Here is a 17,832-nt window from a genome sequence, read left to right as displayed (position 1 = left end):
TAACGTTCTTTTTCCGAGAAGTAACGTTCCATTTCTGGGGCGAATGGGCTACCGTGACATCGGCGACGGGATGGTCGGGGCTCCCACCGGCCCGTCGCGACGCACTTGCGAAGGAGCATGACAGTGAGCGAACCGTGGATCCTGATCACGGGCAACGGCGCATTCGGCGACACCGCCGAGCGCGTCGACCTGCACTACCCGGTGAACCCGAGCGGCCGGCTGGCCGTCGACCTCGACGGCGAGGTCATCGCGGGCCACCGCGTGGTGGGTCGCAGCCTCGACTGGCGGCTGCACCCCCGCGAGGCGCTCGCGCCGCTGCTCGACGCCGCGACCGACCGCCCGCCCGCGATCGTCATCTCGACCGGGGTGTTCTCCGGCCGCACGACCGTCACGGTCGAGCGCACGGCGGTGAACGTGCAGGACTTCCAGTTCGCCGATGACGACGGCTGGCGGCCCGCGGGCGAGCCCGTCGAGGCATCCGGCCCCACCGCCTACCTCGCGACCCTGCCCATCAAAGCGATGACGCACGCGATGCGCGACCGCGGCGTTCCCGCCCTCGTGTCGAACTCGGCGTCGACGCACGGCTGCAACGCGATCATGTACACGGCGCTGCACCTCATCGCCGAGCGCGAACTGCCGACGCGCGCGGGCTTCATCCACCTGCCCGACACCCCCGAGCACGTGGCCCGGGTGGGCAGCAACGGGCCGAGCATGGACCTCCGGCTGCAGGCGGAGGCGCTGCGCGTCGCCGCCGAAGCCGCGATCGAGCACGCCGACGGCGACCTCGACGTGCCCGCGAACGAATGGGAGTGGTGAACCGCGCATGACCTCGCTCACCATCAGGGACGCCTCCATCCACGGCCTCGACGGCCGGCACGACGTCGTCGTCCGCGACGGCCGCGTCGCGCGCATCGACCCCGCGGGCGCGGAAGGGGATCCCGCGCCCGCGGCACCTCTCGGCAGCGCCCCGGGCGCCCCGGTGCTCGACGCCCGGGGCGGGCTGCTCTCGCGCGCCTTCGTCGAGCCGCACCTGCACCCCGACAAGTCCTTCAGCCTCTCCGAGCTCGATCCGGCCGAGGCATCCCGGCTCGATCACTTCACGCGCGCCGCCCGCATCAAGGCGGGCTTCACGCCCGATCGCGTGGCCGACCGCGCTCGGCGCGCGTTCGAGCTCGCCGCGTCGAACGGCGTGACCCGGCTGCGCGCCAACATCGACATCGACTCGATCGCGGGACTCCGCGGATTCGAGGGCGTCATGCGGGCGCGCGACGAGGTCGCCCCGATCCTCGACGTCGACGTCGTCGCCTTCCCGCAGGAGGGCCTCGCCCGCGACCCCGGTGCGGTCGGGCTGCTGCGTGAAGCGCTGCGCCAGGGCGCGCACCTCATCGGCGGCTGGCCGAACGTCGAGGAGGGCGACGATGCGCAGCGCGCCCACGTCGCCACCGTCTTCGACCTCGCCGAGGAGTTCGGCGTCGACGTCGACATCCACGCCGACTGCTGGCTCGACCCGCGCGAGCGCATGCTCGAGGTCATCGCCGACGAGACCATCGCCCGCGGGTTCCAGGGACGGGTGCTCGCGAGCCACTGCTGCGGCCTCGAGCGCTACTCCGACGACGACGCGCGCCGGGTCGCCGACCGGGTCGCCGAGGCCGACGTGCGCGTCGCGATCATCCCGCTCAACCTCGTCGACGGCGGGCCGCGCGGACTCTCGCGGCCGCACCTGCTGCGGCGCGCGGGCGCCGAGGTGATCGTCGGCAGCGACAACCTCAACGATGGCTGGTACCCGCTCGGCACGCAGAACCCGCTCGACCGCGCGTACATGGCGCTCGTCGGCGGCGGCTTCGCCGACGACGAGGTCGACGACGTCTGGCACATGGTCGCGGGCGGTGCGGCGCACGCGCTCGACGACCCGACGAGGGCGGATGCCTCCGCCGCCGCGGCGACCGACGTCCGCGTCGGCATGACGGCCGACCTCGTGCTGTTCGCCGCGCGCGACCGCGCCGAGGCGCTCCGCCGTCCGGGCGGGGCGCTCACCACGATCAAGGGCGGCCGGGTGGTCGCCCGGCGCACGGTCGATGAGCGCGTCGCGCAGGGGGCGCTCGCATGACCGACCCGGACACCCTCGACCCCGACCTCGCACTCCGCGGCGAGCGCGTGCTCGTCGACGGCGAGCTCGTCCCGGCGACCGTGCTCGTGCACGAGGGTCGCATCGTCGCGATCGTGCCGGGCACCGCGCCCTCGGCGTCCGCGGGGGCCGCCCAGGTGATCGACGCCGGCGACGACGTCGTCGCACCCGGCTTCGTCGACCTGCACGTGCACTTCGACAACCCCGCCGTCGACCTGGCCGACGACTTCCGCGTCGGCACCGCGAACTCGGCGCTCGGCGGCTGCACCTTCGTCGTCGAGCACCCCTTCTCGACTCCGCCGACGACGACCGCCGAGCGCTACGCCGCCAAGCGCCGGCTCGCCGCGACCGGCGCGCTCGTCGACTTCGGCCTGTGGGGCGCGCTCACGGGGCCCGGGCTCGGTGAGCTCGCCGGCCAGCGGGCGCTCGGCGCGCCGGGCTTCAAGGCGTTCCTGCCCGAGAACGACATGGGCTATCCCTCGGCGAGCGACGACGACCTTCGGGCCGGTCTCGCCGACACGGCGCAGGAGGGCGGCGTCGTGCTCGTGCACGCCGAGGACCGCGCGGGCCTCCGGGCCGGCATCGACCGCGAACGTGCGGCCGGCCGCACCGGCTACGCCGCCGTGCTCTCGGCCCGCGCCGCCGAGCTCGAGCTCGAGGCGGTGCGCCGCGTGCTCGAGCTCGCCGAGCGGACCGGCGGCGCCGTGCACTTCGTGCACCTCTCGCTGCCGGACGCGGTGGACCTCGTGACCGCCGCGCGCGACCGCGGCGTGCGAGCGAGCTGCGAGGCGACGACCCACCACCTGCTGCTCGACCGCGACGACTTCCTGCGCATCGGCTGGCGAGCCCTCTGCGCGCCGCCCCTGCGCCCGCGCGCCGACGTCGACGGGCTCTGGCGGCGCCTGCGCGCCGGCGCGATCGACGCGGTCGTCTCCGACCACTGCGCCTACTCGCTCGCCGACAAGGCGCCCGCCGACAACGACGCGCTCGACGGCCCGTTCGGCATCCAGGGCGCGCGGGAGTTCGCGCCCGTCTTCCTCGACGAGGCGCTGCGACGCGGGTGGTCGCTGCCCGAGGCGCTCGCGTTCGTGACGAGCCGGCCCGCCGACCGCTGCGGGATCGCCCCGCGCAAGGGACGCATCCGGGTCGGCGCCGACGCCGACTTCGTGCTGCTGCAGGTCGGCGCACCCGAACCGGTCGACGCCGAGCGGCAGTTCGGCCCCGACCGCTGGTCGCCGTACCACGGGCGGCCGTGCGCCGTGCAGGTGCGCTCGACGATCGTTCGCGGCGAGACCGTCGTGCGCGACGGCCGACTCGTCCACGGCGGCGGCGACGGCGACGGCCGGGGATGCTTCGTGCCGCTCGTGCTCGCACCGCCGGTGCGGTCCGCCGAGCCGGCCCGGCCGGCCGTCGCCGGAGGCATCCGATGACCGTCCCGATCTCGCGGGCCGACCTCGCCCGCGGCGCCGACGAACTCGTGCGCGCCTGCCTCGCCGTCACGGGCGAGGATCGCGTGCTCGTGCTCACCGACCGGGCGACGCTCGGCCTCGCGCAGCACGTCGTGCATGCGGCATCCGCCATCGCGCCCGCCTCGGTGCGCCTCGTCGGCGACCTCGACGCCGACTACCCGGCCGCGTTCGACGCGATCTCGCAGGCCCTCGACGAGGTGCGACCGACCGTCACCGTGTTCGCCGCCCGCGACGGCGACGACCGGCTCGCGTGGGATCCGCGCTTCTGGGCCCGGCTCGGCGACCTCGGCGCCCGGCACGCGCAGATGCCGGCGCTCGACGAGGCGAGCCTCGGCGTCGGCATGGCGACCGACTACCGCGAGGTCGCCCGGTTCAGCGAGCGGGTGCGCGACCTCGTCACCGGCGCCCGTGCCGTCGAGGTGCGCAACCGCCTCGGCACCGCCATCCGCTTCGAGCTCGACCCGCGACGACCGTGGACCGCCTTCACCGGGCTGTACCACGCGGCCGGCGACGGCGGGCGCCTGCCGCAGGGCGAGGTGTTCTGCTCCCCCGTCGCCGCCGACGGCCTCATCGCGGCCTCCGTGGTCGGGTACCCGTTCAACGCCGAGACGGGCCTGCTCGCCGAACCGGTTCGCTTCGAGGTCGCCGACGGCCGCCTCGTGCGGCTCGACCATGCCGACGCCGCACTCGCGACGCGACTGCGCGAGTGGTTCGGTCGCGACGAGCACGCGGCCCGCGTCGGCGAGTTCGCGATCGGCACCAACCGGGCGTGCACCTCGCTCACCGGCAACCTGCTCTTCGACGAGAACGTGCCCGGCTGCCACATCGCGTTCGGGCATCCCTTCGGCGAGTACACGGGGGCGCACTGGCACTCCGACGTGCACGTCGACCTCGTCGTCGACCGGCCGACGATCACCCTCGACGGTCGGGCGCTCATCGTCGACGGCCGCTACGCCGATCCGCTTCCCGCGCACCCCGCCACCCCTTCCCCCTCACTCGAACGGAGCCCCGCGTGACGACGACGTACCGCAACGACCACCTGAGCGCGAGCCGCGGCCGCGTCGGCGGCCGCTACTACCTGATGACCCCCGACACGATGGTCGAGAACACGCTGCCCGGGCTGCCCGAGTACGCGGCCGTCGTGCTCGCGGCGCCGCAGGGCGGGCCTGCGCGGTTCGGGCAGTACCTGCTCACCCTCGAGGCCGGCGCGGCGAGCACCCTGCCGCAGGGCGCGGGCTTCGAGAACTTCCTCTTCGTGGTCGAGGGCTCGGTGTCGGTCGCCGCCCCGGAGGAGGGCGCGGAGTGGACGCTCGCCGACGGCGGGTACCTCTTCCTCCCCGAGGGCCTCACCTTCTCGATCGCCGCGATCGCCGACTCGCGGGTGCTCTGGGTGAAGAAGCGGTACGTCGCGGTCGACGGCGTCGCCTCGCCGCCGGTCGTGACCGGTCGCCTCGCCGATGTCACGGGCACCGATGACGAGTTCATCGACGGCAGCTGGGGGCAGCTGCTGCCCGGCGACGAGCGCTTCGACCTGGCGATGAACATCATGCGCTTCCAGGGCGGCGCCCGGTTCCGCATGGTCGAGATCCACCACCAGGAGCACGGGCTCCACCTGCTCGAGGGCGGCGGCGTCTACCACCTCGACGGCGACCACGTCGACGTGCAGCAGGGCGACTTCATCTACATGGCGCCGTACTGCACGCAGGCGTTCACCGCGACGGGTCCGGGGCCGTCGGCCTACCTGCTCTACAAGGACGTGAACCGTGACGGCTTCTGACCTGCACCCGAGCACCGAGACGCCGGGGGATGCCTCGGCCGACCTCGTCGTCATCGCCGGGCGGATCGACGGGGCGGGCGGCGAGCCCGTCGACCTCGTCGTGCGCGACGGACGTTTCAGTGCGATCGGCCCCGGCGCGGCCGACGGCGTCGTCGCGGCCGCGCGCATCGACGCGGCGGGCGGCCTCGTGACCTCCCCGTTCGCCGAACCGCACAGCCACCCCGACAAGGTGTACAGCCGCGCGCGCATCGCCGAGCTCGGCCTGCCGACGAGCGGCCCGCGCGAGGTCTTCATGCAGCGCCAGCGCGACCTCAAGGCGGCGTTCACGCTCGACGACGTGACGGAGCGCGCCTCCCGGTTCCTGCGCGACTGCGCCGTCGAGGGCGTCGGCGTCGTGGCCGGCCAGGCCGACATCGACTCGGTGACGGGCCTCGTCTCCGTCGAGGGCGTGCTCGCCGCACGCGACGCCTGCGCCGGCCTCGTCGAGACGGTCGTCACCGCCTTCCCGCAGGAGGGCCTCGTCGGCGACGCGCGCGCGTACGACCTCGTCGCCGAGGCGCTCGCGATGGGCGCCGACCGGGTGGGCGGCTGGCCGAACAACGAGGCCGACGACGCGGCGCGCCTCGAGCACCTGCGCCGCGTGTTCGTGCTCGCCGAGCGGTTCGGCGTGCCGATCGACATCAACATCGACTACTTCACCGATCCCTCCGAGCGCCTGCTCGAACCCCTCGCCGAGCTCACGATCGCGCACGGCATGCACGGGCTCGTGAACGCGAACCACGTCGGCGCCCTCGAGACCTACTCCGACGCCGACGCGGCGCGGGTCATCGAGAAGGTCGCCGCGGCGGGCATCTCGATCACGGTCTGCCCATCGAACCTGCAGGGCTCGTACCCGTACCGCGGCGTCTCGCGGCCGAACGAACTGCTCGACGCGGGCGTGAACGTGACGATCGGCACCGGCAACCACGAGGACAACTGGGAGGGCCTCGGCACCCTCGACCCGCTCGAGCGGGCGCGGTTCGCGTGGCATGCGCTGCCCCTCGCCGACCGGTCGGGCGAGGGCGTCGACGACGCCTGGGCGATGGTCACGACCGCGGCGCGCACGGCGATCGGCCGGCCGGCCGCGCCGCTCGCGGTCGGGGAGGATGCCTCGTTCACGGTGATCGCGGCGACCGACCGCCTGCACGCCCTGCGCAACGAGGCGGGCTCCCGGCACGCCGTGCGGCACGGGGCGATCGTGGCGTCCCGCCGGGTCGCGACCGAGCTCGTCTACAGTTGAGCACGTTCACCGCGCGCGCCGCGGAGGGAGAGGTCGATGCCGGAGCTTGAACCGACGGCGGCGAAGCGCGTCACGATCCACGACGTCGCGCGAGAACTCGGGCTCTCGACGAGCACGGTGTCGGCGGCCCTCAACGGCAGCGGCAAGCTGCGCGAGTCGACCCGCGAACGGGTGCGCCGTGCGGCGAAGGAGCTCGGCTACCGTCCGAGTCGCGCGGCGCTCGCCTTCCGGCTCGGCCGCACCGGCACGATCGCCCTCGCTCTGCCGACGGTCGACGAGGGCGCCGTGCCCATGCTCGACCTCGACTTCTACATGACGGCCGCCCGCGCGGCGGCGACGGCGGCGTTCGAGGCGGGCTACGCGCTGACGCTCACCCCGCCGACGATGCGCGGCGAGGACGGCTGGCGCCTGCTCGGCGCCGACGGGGTCGTGCTCTGCGACCCCTTCCGCGACGACGAGCGGCTCGACGCGCTCGAGCGGCTCGGCACCCCGGTCGTCACCGTCGAGCGGGATGCCGCCCGCCCCGATCGCCCCCACGCCGTGACGAGCGACCACGCCGCGAACCTGCGCACGCTGCTCGACCACCTGCACGGCCAGGGGGCGCGCAGGATCGCGCTGATCGGCGCCGATGCGAGCTGGTCGTGGGCGGAGGAGAGCCTCGCGGCCTACCGCGCCTGGACGACCGAGCACGGCGTTCCCGCGCTGGCGCGCACCGTGCCGCTCGACGAGGCCCGCAACGACCCGTACGACACGACGCTCGCGCTGCTGCGCGACGACCGGCCCGACGCGATCATCGCCACGGCCGAGCAATACCGAGAGGGCGTGCTGCGGGCCTGCCGCGACACGGAGGTCCGCATCCCCGAGGACGTGCTCGTCGCGGTCGGCATCGACAGCCCCGGGTCCGAGCGCACCGATCCCCCGCTCACCGCGATCGACCTGCAGCCCGAGCTGCAGGCGAAGCTCGCGGTGGCGATGCTGCTGCGGCTCATCGACGGCGAGGAGGTCGACGGCCCGGTGCTCTCCGACGCGGTCCTCCGCGTGCGGGCGAGCACGCGGCGCGACTGAATCTCCGCGCAGTCCTCGTCCTCGCCGTCGCCCCCGCCCGGCAAGCGTTTCCAGATCCGCCGATCGTGGGTTAGCATCGCTCCACCCCTGAACCCGGAGCCCGGTGTGACCTCGACCCGACGCACAGGCGGCTCCGGCATCCGCCACAAGCGGGCCGCAGTGGCCGCCGCGGCCGTGACGGCCGCCCTCGTGGGCATCGTCGCGCTCTCGGGCTTCCACCAGCAGCTGCGCGAGATCGACCCGCCGGGGTCGAACACGGCGAGCGAGGTCGTCGGCGATGAGATCGTCGGCATCCGCACGTTCACGGCGCCCGAGGGGCTGCGCGTCGACGCCGACCTCGAGTACGGCGCCCGCGAGGACGGCACGCTGCTCACCCTCGACGTGTGCCGGCCCGCCGAGCCGAGCGCCGAGACCGCGCCCGGCGCCGAAGCGCTGCTGCCGACGGTCGTCTCCGTCCACGGCGGCAGCTGGACCCGCGGCGACAAGGCCAACCCCGACTGGCGCAATGTCTGCCTGTGGCTCGCGAGCGAGGGCTTCGTCGGCGTCTCGGTGAACTACCGGCTCGTGCCCGACACGGTCTTCCCCGGGGCGATCGACGACGTCGCCCTCGCCGTCGAATGGCTGCGTGCGCCCGAGCAGGTCGAGCGCTTCGGCATCGACCCGTCTCGCATCGGTGCGTTCGGCGGTTCGGCGGGCGGCAACCTCGCTGCGCTGCTCGGCACGAGGGGCGACGGCGCGCTCGACACGGGTTCGCGCGTCGCCGCGGTCGTCGAGCTCTCCGGGCCGGTCGGCCTCGGCTCTACCGTGCTCGATGCCGACGAGGCATCCCCGTGGCTGCGCCGCATCATCGCCGACTACCTGGGGTGCGAACCGCGCGGCGCCGATGCGCTGTGCCCGCAGGCCATGGAGGCCTCGCCGGCGATGCACGTCGATCCGAGCGACCCGCCCGTGTTCATCGGCCACGCCGAGCACGAGATCGTGCCGCTCGGCCAGTCGACACGGCTCGCCGCGGTGCTCGAAGCGGCCGGCGTGCCCGTCGAGCTCGCGGTCGTGCCGGGCGGCGAGCACTCGATCGGCATCCTCGACGAGGCGCTGCGGGTGCGGGTCTCGGCGTTCCTGCACGCGCACCTGGGCTGACGGCGCAACCCCCTCCCCGGGCGGTCGGCCGCATCGTAGGCTCGGACCCGATCGGAGGCCGCATGCCCGACTCCCCCGTGCAGCTCTCGCGCGACGACTGGCGCGTCATCCTCAAGCGCACCGTGCATGAGTACCGCATCAACCAGGTGCAGGACATCGCCGCCGCGCTGACCTTCTACGCCGTGCTCGCGGCGCTGCCCGCGGTGCTCGCCGCGCTCGCCGCGATCGGGGTGTTCGGCAGCGCGGAACGCGTCGTCGCCCTCGGCCTCAGCGTCGGCGAGGAGCTCGGCGGCGCCGAGCTGGTCGACGCGGTGCGGGCACCGCTCGAAGAGCTGCTGGATGCCTCGCACGCGGGCCTCGCGCTCGCGACGGGCCTCGTCGCCGCGCTGTGGGCGACCTCGGGGTACGTCGGTGCGCTCGGACGGGGGCTCAACCGCATCTACGGCGTCGAGGAGGGACGCCCCTTCTGGGCGATGCGCCCGGCGATGCTCGCGGTCTCGGCCGCGGTGCTGCTGCTCGCGGCCATCGCCGCCGTCCTCCTCGTCGTCACGGGGCCCATCGCCGAGGCGACCGCGCGAGCGCTCGGACTCGACGAGGGCGTGGCCTTCTGGTGGGACCTCGGGAAGGTGCCGCTGCTCGCGGCCATCGGGGTCCTCGCCATCGCCCTGCTCTGCTGGGCGGCGCCGAACGTTCGGCGCCGGCACCTGCGCTGGTTCAGCGTCGGGGCGACCGGGGCGCTCCTCGTCTGGGTCGCGGTGAGCGCGCTGTTCGCCCTGTACGCGTTCGGGCTGGGCACCTTCTCGCGCACCTACGGCGCGCTCGGCGGGGCGATCGCGTTCCTGCTGTGGGTGTGGCTGTCGAACCTCGCGCTGCTCTTCGGCGCGGTGCTCGACACGGAGGTCGAGCGGGCGCGGCAGCTCCGCGCGGGCGTGATCGCCGAGGAGCGGGTGCAACTGCCGCTCCGCGACGACCGCCTGATCGTGAAGAACCGCGACCAGCGACTCGACGACATGCGGGAGTCGCGGCACATGCGCCTCGAGTGAGGCCGGACCGCCGGTCGGCGCGCACCGCTCGGGCCGCCCCGGTCCCCTACCGACGTACCGCTGCGGAACGGCTCCGCGGAGGGATGTGCGCTCCGATCGGCCATGACAGGCTGGCTGGCATCATGAACCTCTCCCTGTCCGCCCGGTCCGGCGGCGCGACCGCGCCGACCGACGCCGATCGGCGCTTCCGCGCGTGGGCCTGGGTCGCGACATCCGCGCTCGCCCTCGTGCTCTTCGCCGTCTCGGTGCCGCTCGCCGCGACGATCTACGGGGTGCACCTGCTCGGCGCCCTCGCGACGTGCGCCGCACTCGCGGGGTCGGTGCCGCTCGCGATGCGGTTCCCGAAGACGGCGGCGGCCGTCTCGATCGCCGCCATCCTCGTCTTCGCCCTGCTCTCGTGGGGTTCCGAGGGGGCGCCGTGGCCCTGGCCGGTCACGACGATCATCGGCCAGACCGCCCTCCTGCTCGTACTCGGCATGAACGGAATGGGCTGGCTCGGCATGTTCGTCGTCTGGCTCGCGGGCGTCGTCGTCACCGCCCCGTTCGCGTTCGTCGACGCCGGTGCGACCGCGAACCAGATCGCCGCGGCGAGCCTCACCGTGGTCGCGCTGCCGGTCGCGCTGCTGATCGCGCAGCGGCGGGTGATCGCGGGCGAGCTGTTCCGCGAGCGGGCGGTCTCGGCGGCCGAACAGCAGCGGCGGGTGCTCGTGGAGGAGCGGAACCGCATCGCCCGCGAGCTCCACGACGTCGTCGCGCACGGACTGTCGATCATCCGCGTGCAGGCGACGAGCGCGCCGTACCGCGTCGACGGGCTGAACGACGCGGCGCGCACCGAGTTCGCCGAGATCGCCGAGTCGGCGCGCGTCGCCATGACCGAGATGCGGCAGCTGCTCGGCGTGCTGCGCAGCTCGGAGGCGGGCGCCGAGACGGCGCCGCAGCCCGGCCTCGACGACCTGCCCGCCCTCGTGGCCTCGGTCGAGCGGGGCGGGGTGCCCGTGACGCTCGAGCTCGGCGACGGGCTGCCGACGGGCGGGCTCGCGGCGACGGCCGCGTTCCGCATCGTGCAGGAGGCGCTGAGCAACGTCGTCCGCCACGCACCGGGAGCGTCGACCCACGTGTCGATCGAGGTGCTCGCCGACGAGCTCGTCGTCGGCGTCGAGAACGAGGCGCCGCTAGTGCCGGCCGGAACCGGTCCGGCCGCCGACGGCACCGATTCCGGCTCCGAGCCCGCGGGCGCCCGCGGCGGGCACGGACTCGTCGGCATCGACGAGCGCGCCGCCCTCCTCGGCGGGCGCGCCGAGCACGGCCGTCGCCCGGGCGGCGGCTACCGTGTACTCGCGACCCTTCCGCTCGGGTCCGATGGAGGCGCGTGGTGACGATCTCGGTGCTCATCGCCGACGACCAGGCGATGGTGCGCGCCGGATTCGCCGCCGTGCTCGGCGCACAGCCCGGCATCGACGTCGTCGGCCAGGCCGCCGACGGCCGCGAGGCGGTGGCGCTCGCCCACGAGCTGCGTCCCGACGTCGTCGTCATGGACGTGCGCATGCCGCAGCAGAACGGCATCGAGGCGACGCGCGCGCTGCAGTCGCCGCCGCGCAGTTCCGACTACCTGCCGAAGGTGCTCATGCTCACGACGTTCGACATCGACGAGTACGTCTACGACGCACTGCGGGCGGGTGCGAGCGGGTTCCTGCTGAAGGATGCCACGCCCGAAGAGCTCGTGGCCGCCGTGCGCGTCGTCGCCGGCGGCGACGCGTTGCTCGCGCCGAGCGTGACCCGGCGGCTGATCGAGGACTTCGCCCGGTCGGGGCCGCCGCCGAAGCCCGCGGCCAACCGACTGTCGGCGCTCACCGATCGCGAGCTCGAGGTGCTCACGCTCGTGGGCCGGGGCCTGTCGAACACCGAGATCGCGTCGGCGCTCTTCATCGCCGAGCAGACCGTGAAGACGCACGTCTCGAAGATCCTGCAGAAGCTCGGCCTGCGCGACCGCGTGCACGCCGTCGTGCTCGCCTACGACACGGGCCTCGTCACCCCCTCCGCCGGCTGAGCCGCACCTACGCCGGTAGGGTCCGCAAACGGCTCCCGCGGGTGATGTCCGAGCCGCAACCGCGTCCATAGCCTGCGGCGCATGACCGACACGCTCGAACGCCAGCCGCCCGCGAGACCCGCCCGCCCCGAGGCATCCACCCGCCCGCGAACCGGCGTGCGCCGCGATGTGAGCGTCGACGCGGTCCGCGTGGTGCTGCTCGGCATGGTGTTCGCGCTGCACGCGATGATGGTCGGCGTCGGCGTCGGCCCCGACGGCCCCGTGCTCGAGAACGCGCTCGAGCAGCAGGCGTGGTTCGGGCCGGTCAGCTGGGTCGTGCAGATCATGCCGCTCTTCTTCGTCGTCGGCGGGTTCGCGAGCGTCACGCACTGGCGGTCGATGCGTGCCCGCGGCGCGACCGCCGCCGAGTACGTGCGGGCGAGGATCGAACGCCTCGTCCGACCGGCGATGGTCCTGGTCGCGGTCGTCGCGGGTTCGCTCGTCGCGCTCTCGCTCTCGGGCCTGCCCGCCGAGCTCGTCGGCATCGCGGGCTACCGTATCGGCCAGCCGCTGTGGTTCCTGGGGGTCTACCTCGCGGTGTCGGCGCTCGTGCCGGTCATGGTGCGGGCGCACGAGCGCGCCCCCGTGCTCGCGCCGCTCGCGCTGCTCGCGGGGGTGGTCGCGGTCGACGTCGTGCGGCTCTCGACCGGAGTCGACCCGGTCGGCTTCCTCAACCTGCTGCTCGTGTGGCTGCTCGTGCAGCAGCTCGGATTCCACCTGGCCGACGGCGCACTGGACGGGCTCGCGCGCCCGACGCTCGTGGGCGTCGCCGTCGCGTCGCTCGCCCTCCTCGGGGTGCTCACGGTCGCCGGCCCCTACCCGGTCGACATGCTCGTGAACCTCAACCCGCCGACCGTGTGCCTCGTGGTGCTCGGCGTCGCGCAGCTCGCGCTCTTCCAGCTCGCGCGCCCCCGCATCCGGGCGTGGGTCGAGCACCGGGATGCCTCAGGGCCGATCGCCTTCGTCGGCGAACGCGCGATGACCGTCTACCTCTGGCACCTGCCCGTGCTCGTCGGGCTCGCGGGCCTCGCCCTCACGGCGAACGCGGCGGTCGGGCTGCCGCTGCCCGACCCTCTGAGCCTCGGCTGGTGGGCGAGCCGGCCGCTCTGGCTCGCGGTCGCGGCGGCGGTCGTGGCGCCGGTCGTACTGGTGCTCGCGCGGTTCGAACGGGCCGGCGCCGGCGGGCGTTCCGGCGCGGGCGGGCGTTCCGGCGGCGTCCGGCGTGCCGGCGCGGTCCGGCGTGCCGGCGGCGCTCGTGCGGTTCCCGGGAGCGGGTCGACGGCGATCGCGGCGGCGTGCGCCGTCGCCGGGGTGGCGGTGCTGCTCGTCGCCGGATTCGGTCCCGTGCCGGCGATCGCGTCGCTCGCGCTCCTCGGCTTCGCCCGCTGGGCCCCGGGTCGCCCGGGCCGCCCGGGCCGGCGGGTCCGGGCGTCAGGCGGTGGCGGTGGCCGCCCGTCGCCAGAGGCGGACGGCGGAGTTCAGGTAGAACACGACGAGCGCGGCGCCGACCACGATCGGCACCACGACGGCGACGGCGTCGGCCGGCGGGAGGTACGGGAGGAACGCCATCGTGCGCGACCCGCCCCAGACGACGCCGAAGGCGTGGTAGGCGGCGAGCGCGAAGCTCGCCGGATGACGGTACGTCGCCTGCCACCACGGCCGGGGCGGATCCATGGGCTCGCCCTCGGCCCGGAGGCACCTGGCGAGCATCACCCACCAGCCGAGGTTGACGAGCGCGCCGAGCGTCGCGACGAACGGGTTCGACCCGGCCGTCGCCGTGACGACGGCGTAGACGACGACCCCCGTGACGAGCACGAAGGGCACTTTGAGCCGGGCACGTCGCACGCGCAGCGGACGCAGCTGGAACTCGGGACCCTCGGGGGTGAGCGGGGGCAGTCGGTCGGGCATGGATCGGCTTCCGGTCGTCGGTTCGGGCGGCGGCGCAGGGGCTCGGTCGGGCGTGCGGCCCGGTGCGGAGCCGTCGGGACATCTTCGATCATGAGCGGCCCGATGTCGAACCGGCGGCCCGTCGCCGCAGTCGTCGCCGAGGCCGGCCGCGACCGCGGCGAGCGCTCAGCCGACGAGCAGCACGCCGCCGAGCGCGATGCCCGCGACGAGGAGGGTCGATGCCCCGGCGAGCACGAAGGGCTTCACGCCGACCCGGCGGAACATGCTGAACCGCACCCCGGCGCCGAGCGCGAACATGGCCGCAGACAGCAGCACCGTCTGGGCGACGCCGGCGCCCACGACGACCTGGGGCGGCACGAGGCCGAGCGACCGGATCGCCACCATGGCGACGAAGCCGACGACGAACAGCGGCACGAGCGGCGGCAGCCTGCCGCCGCGTCCGCCCGAGGCATCCCCGCCCGCCCTCGCGAGCGCGCGGCGCCGCTGCAGGCCGATGACCGCCATGACGGGCGCGAGCATGAGCACGCGCGCGAGCTTCACGACGACCGCGACGCCGAGCGCGGTGCCGCCGAGGGCGCCGCCGATCGCGACCACCTGCGCGACCTCGTGCACCGAGCCGCCCGCCCACATGCCGGCCTCGTCGGCGTCGAGGCCGATGAGGCCCGCGACGAACGGCACGATCGGGATCATGAGCGTGCCGAAGATCACGACGAGCGCGACGGCGGTGACGACCTCCTCCTCGTCGGCGTCGACGACGCCGTCGACTGCGGCGACGGCGGCCGCGCCGCAGATGGAGAAGCCGCACGCGATGAGCAGGCGCTGCGTGGCGCCGATGCCGAGCCACCTGCCGATGAGCAGCGTCGCGGCGATGCCGCCGACCACGATCGCGATGACCACGACGACCATGCCGGGCCCCAGCGCGAGGATGTCCCCGACGACGAGCTGCAGGCCGAGCAGCACGATGCCGAGGCGCAGCAGCGGCTTCGCCGCGAACGCGATGCCGGGCTCGAGGCGGGCCGGCAGTCGCACGGTGTTGCGCATCACGACGCCCACGACGATCGCGACGAGGAGCGCGCTGATCGTGGGCAGCAGGAGGGTGACCGCGAGGGCGAGACCGGCGACGACGGCGCACAGCGCGAGGCCGGGGGCGAGCACCCCGACGCGGGCGCCGAAGCGGCCGGCGAGGCCACGCCGCGGGGCGGGGGCCGTGCGCGGAGCAGGAGTGGGGCGATACATCTCCTCCACGGTCGCAGCCGCCCCGGCACCGCGGTAGCCGCGATTCCGGCATCGAGGCATATCATTCCGATATGCCGACTCGCTGGCCGGACCTCGCCGTGCTCGAACTGCTGGCGGCCATCGGCGAGCACGGCAGCCTCGGCGCGGCGGCCCGGGCCGTCGGGATGGCGCAGCCGAACGCGAGCCGCGCCATCACGAACCTCGAACGCAACCTCGGGCTGTCACTCGTCGAGCGGCACCCGCGCGGCTCGCGACTGACCGCCGACGGCGTCGTCGTCGCCGGCTACGCGGCGAGGCTCGTCGAGGGGGCGGGCGAACTGCTCGCGGCAGCGACCGCGATGCGCGAGCGCCACGCGGCGCGACTCGAGCTCGCGGCGAGCCTCACCGTGGCGGAGTACCTGCTGCCCGCCTGGCTCGCCGGGCTGCGCGCCGAGCTGCCCGAGGTCGACGTGCGGGTGCGCGTCGAGAACTCGACGCAGGTCTTCGCGCTGCTGGCCGCCCGCGAGGTCGAGCTCGGCTTCGTCGAGTCGCCGATCGTGGCGCGCGGGCTGCACACCCGTACCGTCGCGACCGATCGGCTCGTCGTCGTGGTCGCCCCGAGCCATCCCTGGGCCGGGCGCCCGCACATCACGCCCGACGAACTCGCCGCGACGCCGCTCGTCACGCGCGAGGCCGGCTCGGGCACCCGGTCCACGCTCGCCGAAGCGCTGGGCGTGGGCCTGAACGTCGTGGCCGACGGGTCGGGTGCCGGGCTCCCCACCGCGCGCGGCGCCACAACGCCGGAGGCCGTCGGCGCTTCGCGCGGCGTGGCCGTACCGCGCCCGCTCGGGGCAGTCGAGCTCGCCCCGCCCGCGATGGTGCTCTCGAGCAACGCGGCCGTCCTCGTCTCCTCCGCCGCGGGCGCCGGCCCGGCCGTGCTGAGCGAACTCGCCGTCGCCCCGTGGATCTCCCGCGGCGAACTCGTCGAGGTGCCCGTCGACGGGCTCGACCTCGGTCGGCGCCTCCGGGCCGTGTGGCGCGCGGGCGAGCCGCTCTCGGCGCCCGCGGCGGCGCTGCTGGCACGACTGCGAAGCTGAGCCCGGAACGGAGCGTCCCGGCGCGAGGGCGGGGAGCCGATCACCGCACGTCGCGACGGAGCGGCACGGCGACCGCGATGACGGCGGCGACGGCCGCGTACCCGAGCAGCACGATCGCGCCCGCGGCCGGCGAGATCGCGACCGGCATCGAGATGGGGATCTGCTCGCCGATCGCATCGGTCAGGAACGTGAAGTCGGTCAGTGCCGCCGTCGCGCCGCCGGGCAGGAACGGATGGATGACGTTCACCCCGGGAATGAGCAGCAGCACGTGCTCGAGGAAGTAGAAGTAGCCGAGCACGACACCGACGGCGACGAGCTGCTGGCGCGCCAGCGCGCCGATCGCCACGCCGAGCACCGCGTAGACCGCGGCCGTCAGGGCGAGCTGGCCCAGCATCACGGCGAGCGCACCGGCGGGGACGCCGAGCGCGACGTCGAGCACGGTGGCACTGCCGAGGAGCGCCAGCGCGGTTCCGATCGCGGCGACGACGCCGTAGGCGAGACCCAGTCCGCCGAACACGATGAGCTTCGCGATGAGGACCCGGCCGCGGCGCGGCACCGCCAGGAAGGTCGTGCCGATCGTGCGGTGGCGGTACTCTCCGGTCACGGCGATGGTGCCGATGAGCGCGGGCACGAACAACAGCAGTCCGCCCATGCCGACCACCAGGCCGACCCCCTCCGGCGTCTCGATGCCGGGCAGGGGCGGGTTGGCGTTCCCGGGCCCCGCGAGGGCGAGCAGCGCGGTGAAGCCGAGGCCGCAGCCGAGCGCGGTGAGCAGGCCAGCGACGGGCAGGCGGGTCGCGAGCAGCTTGGCGAGTTCGCCGCGAACGAGGTCGATCACGAGAGCACCTCCGTGGTGTGGGCGAGGAAGGCCGCCTCGAGGCTCGAGGCGGAACCGGTGAAGTCGGCGAGCGGCCCGGACCAGGCGACGCGTCCTCGGTCGATGAGGACGAGGTCGTCGATGCCGTGCTGCAGCTCGGTCAGCACGTGGCTCGAGAGCAGCACGGTGCCGCCGCGGCCGGCGAAGGCCCGGAGGAACTCGCGCAGCCAGACGATGCCGGCGGGATCGAGGCCGTTCGACGGCTCGTCGAGCACGAGCACCGAGGGATCTCCGAGCAGCGCCGTCGCGAGCGCGAGCCGACGGCGCATGCCGGTCGAGTACCCGCGGATGCGTCGATCGAGGTAGTCGGTGATTCCGGTGGCGTCGGCGACCTCGTCGAGCCGACCGCGCGGGTGGCCGCCGAGCGCGGCGTACGCCCGCAGGTGGCCGCGCCCGGTCATCGACGGGTGCGCACCGGCCGCGTCGAGCACGGCGCCGACCGTTCCGGTCGGGTCGCCGAGGTCGCGGTAGGCGGCTCCGCCGATGCGGGCCGTGCCCGCGTCGGGCCGGCTGAGGCCGAGCAGCATGGCGAGGGTCGTCGACTTGCCGGCGCCGTTCGGGCCGAGGAAGCCGGTGACGCGGCCCGGCGCGGCCCGGAAGGTCGCGTCGCGGACCGCTTCGACCTCGCCGAACCGCTTCGACAACCCCGTGACCTCGATCGCGTGGGAGTTCATGTGGGAAATCCTTCGGTGGGATACTTCGTATGGAGAGTGAGAATGTTCTACTTATGCGAATGTTCTCATGCTGAGAGTAA

General features: G+C 74.4%; 16 protein-coding genes and 1 pseudogene. 13 read left to right on the top strand and 4 right to left on the bottom strand.

The window, feature by feature from the left end:
* The first annotated feature begins 123 nt into the window (after positions 1-123).
* From AC3RJ7_RS01285 to AC3RJ7_RS01230, 12 genes and pseudogenes are all read left to right on the top strand, one after another.
* Positions 124-816: a pyroglutamyl-peptidase I gene (locus tag AC3RJ7_RS01285; protein ID WP_491454048.1), complete on the top strand. Its 693-nt coding sequence runs from the start codon at positions 124-126 to the stop codon at positions 814-816.
* 7 nt (positions 817-823) lie between these two features.
* Entirely contained in the window at positions 824-2,107 is a 1,284-nt protein-coding gene (locus AC3RJ7_RS01280; protein ID WP_491454047.1) for an amidohydrolase family protein, read from the top strand.
* A complete protein-coding gene (locus tag AC3RJ7_RS01275) occupies positions 2,104-3,555 on the top strand; it encodes a dihydroorotase (RefSeq protein ID WP_491454046.1) in 1,452 nt (483 codons plus the stop codon). The genes AC3RJ7_RS01280 and AC3RJ7_RS01275 overlap by 4 nt, the downstream gene beginning before the upstream one ends.
* Positions 3,552-4,610 (top strand): aminopeptidase, encoded by a 1,059-nt coding sequence (locus tag AC3RJ7_RS01270; RefSeq protein ID WP_491454045.1) that lies wholly within the window; start codon positions 3,552-3,554, stop codon positions 4,608-4,610. The genes AC3RJ7_RS01275 and AC3RJ7_RS01270 overlap by 4 nt, the downstream gene beginning before the upstream one ends.
* Positions 4,607-5,371 carry a (S)-ureidoglycine aminohydrolase gene (gene allE / locus AC3RJ7_RS01265; RefSeq protein ID WP_491454044.1) on the top strand — a complete coding sequence of 255 codons (765 nt, stop codon included), beginning with the start codon at positions 4,607-4,609 and terminating at the stop codon, positions 5,369-5,371. The genes AC3RJ7_RS01270 and allE overlap by 4 nt, the downstream gene beginning before the upstream one ends.
* Positions 5,358-6,650 (top strand): amidohydrolase family protein, encoded by a 1,293-nt coding sequence (locus tag AC3RJ7_RS01260; protein WP_491454043.1) that lies wholly within the window; start codon positions 5,358-5,360, stop codon positions 6,648-6,650. Before allE ends, AC3RJ7_RS01260 begins: the two co-directional genes overlap by 14 nt.
* Positions 6,651-6,686: 36 nt before the next feature.
* Complete coding sequence (locus AC3RJ7_RS01255; RefSeq protein WP_491454042.1) at positions 6,687-7,715, top strand: LacI family DNA-binding transcriptional regulator; 1,029 nt, start codon at positions 6,687-6,689, stop codon at positions 7,713-7,715.
* Positions 7,716-7,820: 105 nt separating this feature from the next.
* Positions 7,821-8,852 carry an alpha/beta hydrolase gene (locus AC3RJ7_RS01250; RefSeq protein WP_491454041.1) on the top strand — a complete coding sequence of 344 codons (1,032 nt, stop codon included), beginning with the start codon at positions 7,821-7,823 and terminating at the stop codon, positions 8,850-8,852.
* Positions 8,853-8,914: 62 nt separating this feature from the next.
* Positions 8,915-9,895: a YihY/virulence factor BrkB family protein gene (locus AC3RJ7_RS01245; protein WP_491454040.1), complete on the top strand. Its 981-nt coding sequence runs from the start codon at positions 8,915-8,917 to the stop codon at positions 9,893-9,895.
* 122 nt (positions 9,896-10,017) lie between these two features.
* Complete coding sequence (locus AC3RJ7_RS01240) at positions 10,018-11,271, top strand: sensor histidine kinase (protein ID WP_491454039.1); 1,254 nt, start codon at positions 10,018-10,020, stop codon at positions 11,269-11,271.
* On the top strand, positions 11,268-11,942 hold the full coding sequence (locus AC3RJ7_RS01235; RefSeq protein ID WP_491454038.1) for a response regulator: 675 nt from the start codon (positions 11,268-11,270) through the stop codon (positions 11,940-11,942). Before AC3RJ7_RS01240 ends, AC3RJ7_RS01235 begins: the two co-directional genes overlap by 4 nt.
* 81 nt (positions 11,943-12,023) lie before the next feature.
* Positions 12,024-13,118, top strand: a pseudogene (locus AC3RJ7_RS01230) (acyltransferase family protein); the annotation flags it as partial.
* 294 nt (positions 13,119-13,412) lie between these two features.
* Here the strand turns inward: AC3RJ7_RS01230 and AC3RJ7_RS01225 are convergent.
* On the bottom strand, positions 13,413-13,889 hold the full coding sequence (locus tag AC3RJ7_RS01225; RefSeq protein WP_491454037.1) for a hypothetical protein: 477 nt from the start codon (positions 13,887-13,889) through the stop codon (positions 13,413-13,415).
* A gap of 165 nt (positions 13,890-14,054) precedes the next feature.
* A complete protein-coding gene (locus AC3RJ7_RS01220; protein WP_491454036.1) occupies positions 14,055-15,125 on the bottom strand; it encodes a YeiH family protein in 1,071 nt (356 codons plus the stop codon).
* A gap of 71 nt (positions 15,126-15,196) precedes the next feature.
* Here AC3RJ7_RS01220 and AC3RJ7_RS01215 point away from each other — a divergent pair, with 71 nt between their 5' ends.
* Positions 15,197-16,201 (top strand): LysR family transcriptional regulator, encoded by a 1,005-nt coding sequence (locus tag AC3RJ7_RS01215; RefSeq protein ID WP_491454035.1) that lies wholly within the window; start codon positions 15,197-15,199, stop codon positions 16,199-16,201.
* A 40-nt stretch (positions 16,202-16,241) separates the two neighbouring features.
* Here the strand turns inward: AC3RJ7_RS01215 and AC3RJ7_RS01210 are convergent, their stop codons facing one another.
* Together AC3RJ7_RS01210 and AC3RJ7_RS01205 are read right to left on the bottom strand one after the other, a co-directional pair.
* Positions 16,242-17,039 (bottom strand): ABC transporter permease, encoded by a 798-nt coding sequence (locus AC3RJ7_RS01210; RefSeq protein WP_491454034.1) that lies wholly within the window; start codon positions 17,037-17,039, stop codon positions 16,242-16,244.
* Complete coding sequence (locus AC3RJ7_RS01205) at positions 17,036-17,752, bottom strand: ABC transporter ATP-binding protein (RefSeq protein WP_491454033.1); 717 nt, start codon at positions 17,750-17,752, stop codon at positions 17,036-17,038. Before AC3RJ7_RS01205 ends, AC3RJ7_RS01210 begins: the two co-directional genes overlap by 4 nt.
* Positions 17,753-17,832: the final 80 nt, after the last annotated feature.

Source organism: Agromyces solani (assembly GCF_058349925.1).
The sequence above is the reverse complement of the archived record's forward strand: the minus strand, read 5'-3'. Positions and strand labels throughout refer to the sequence as shown.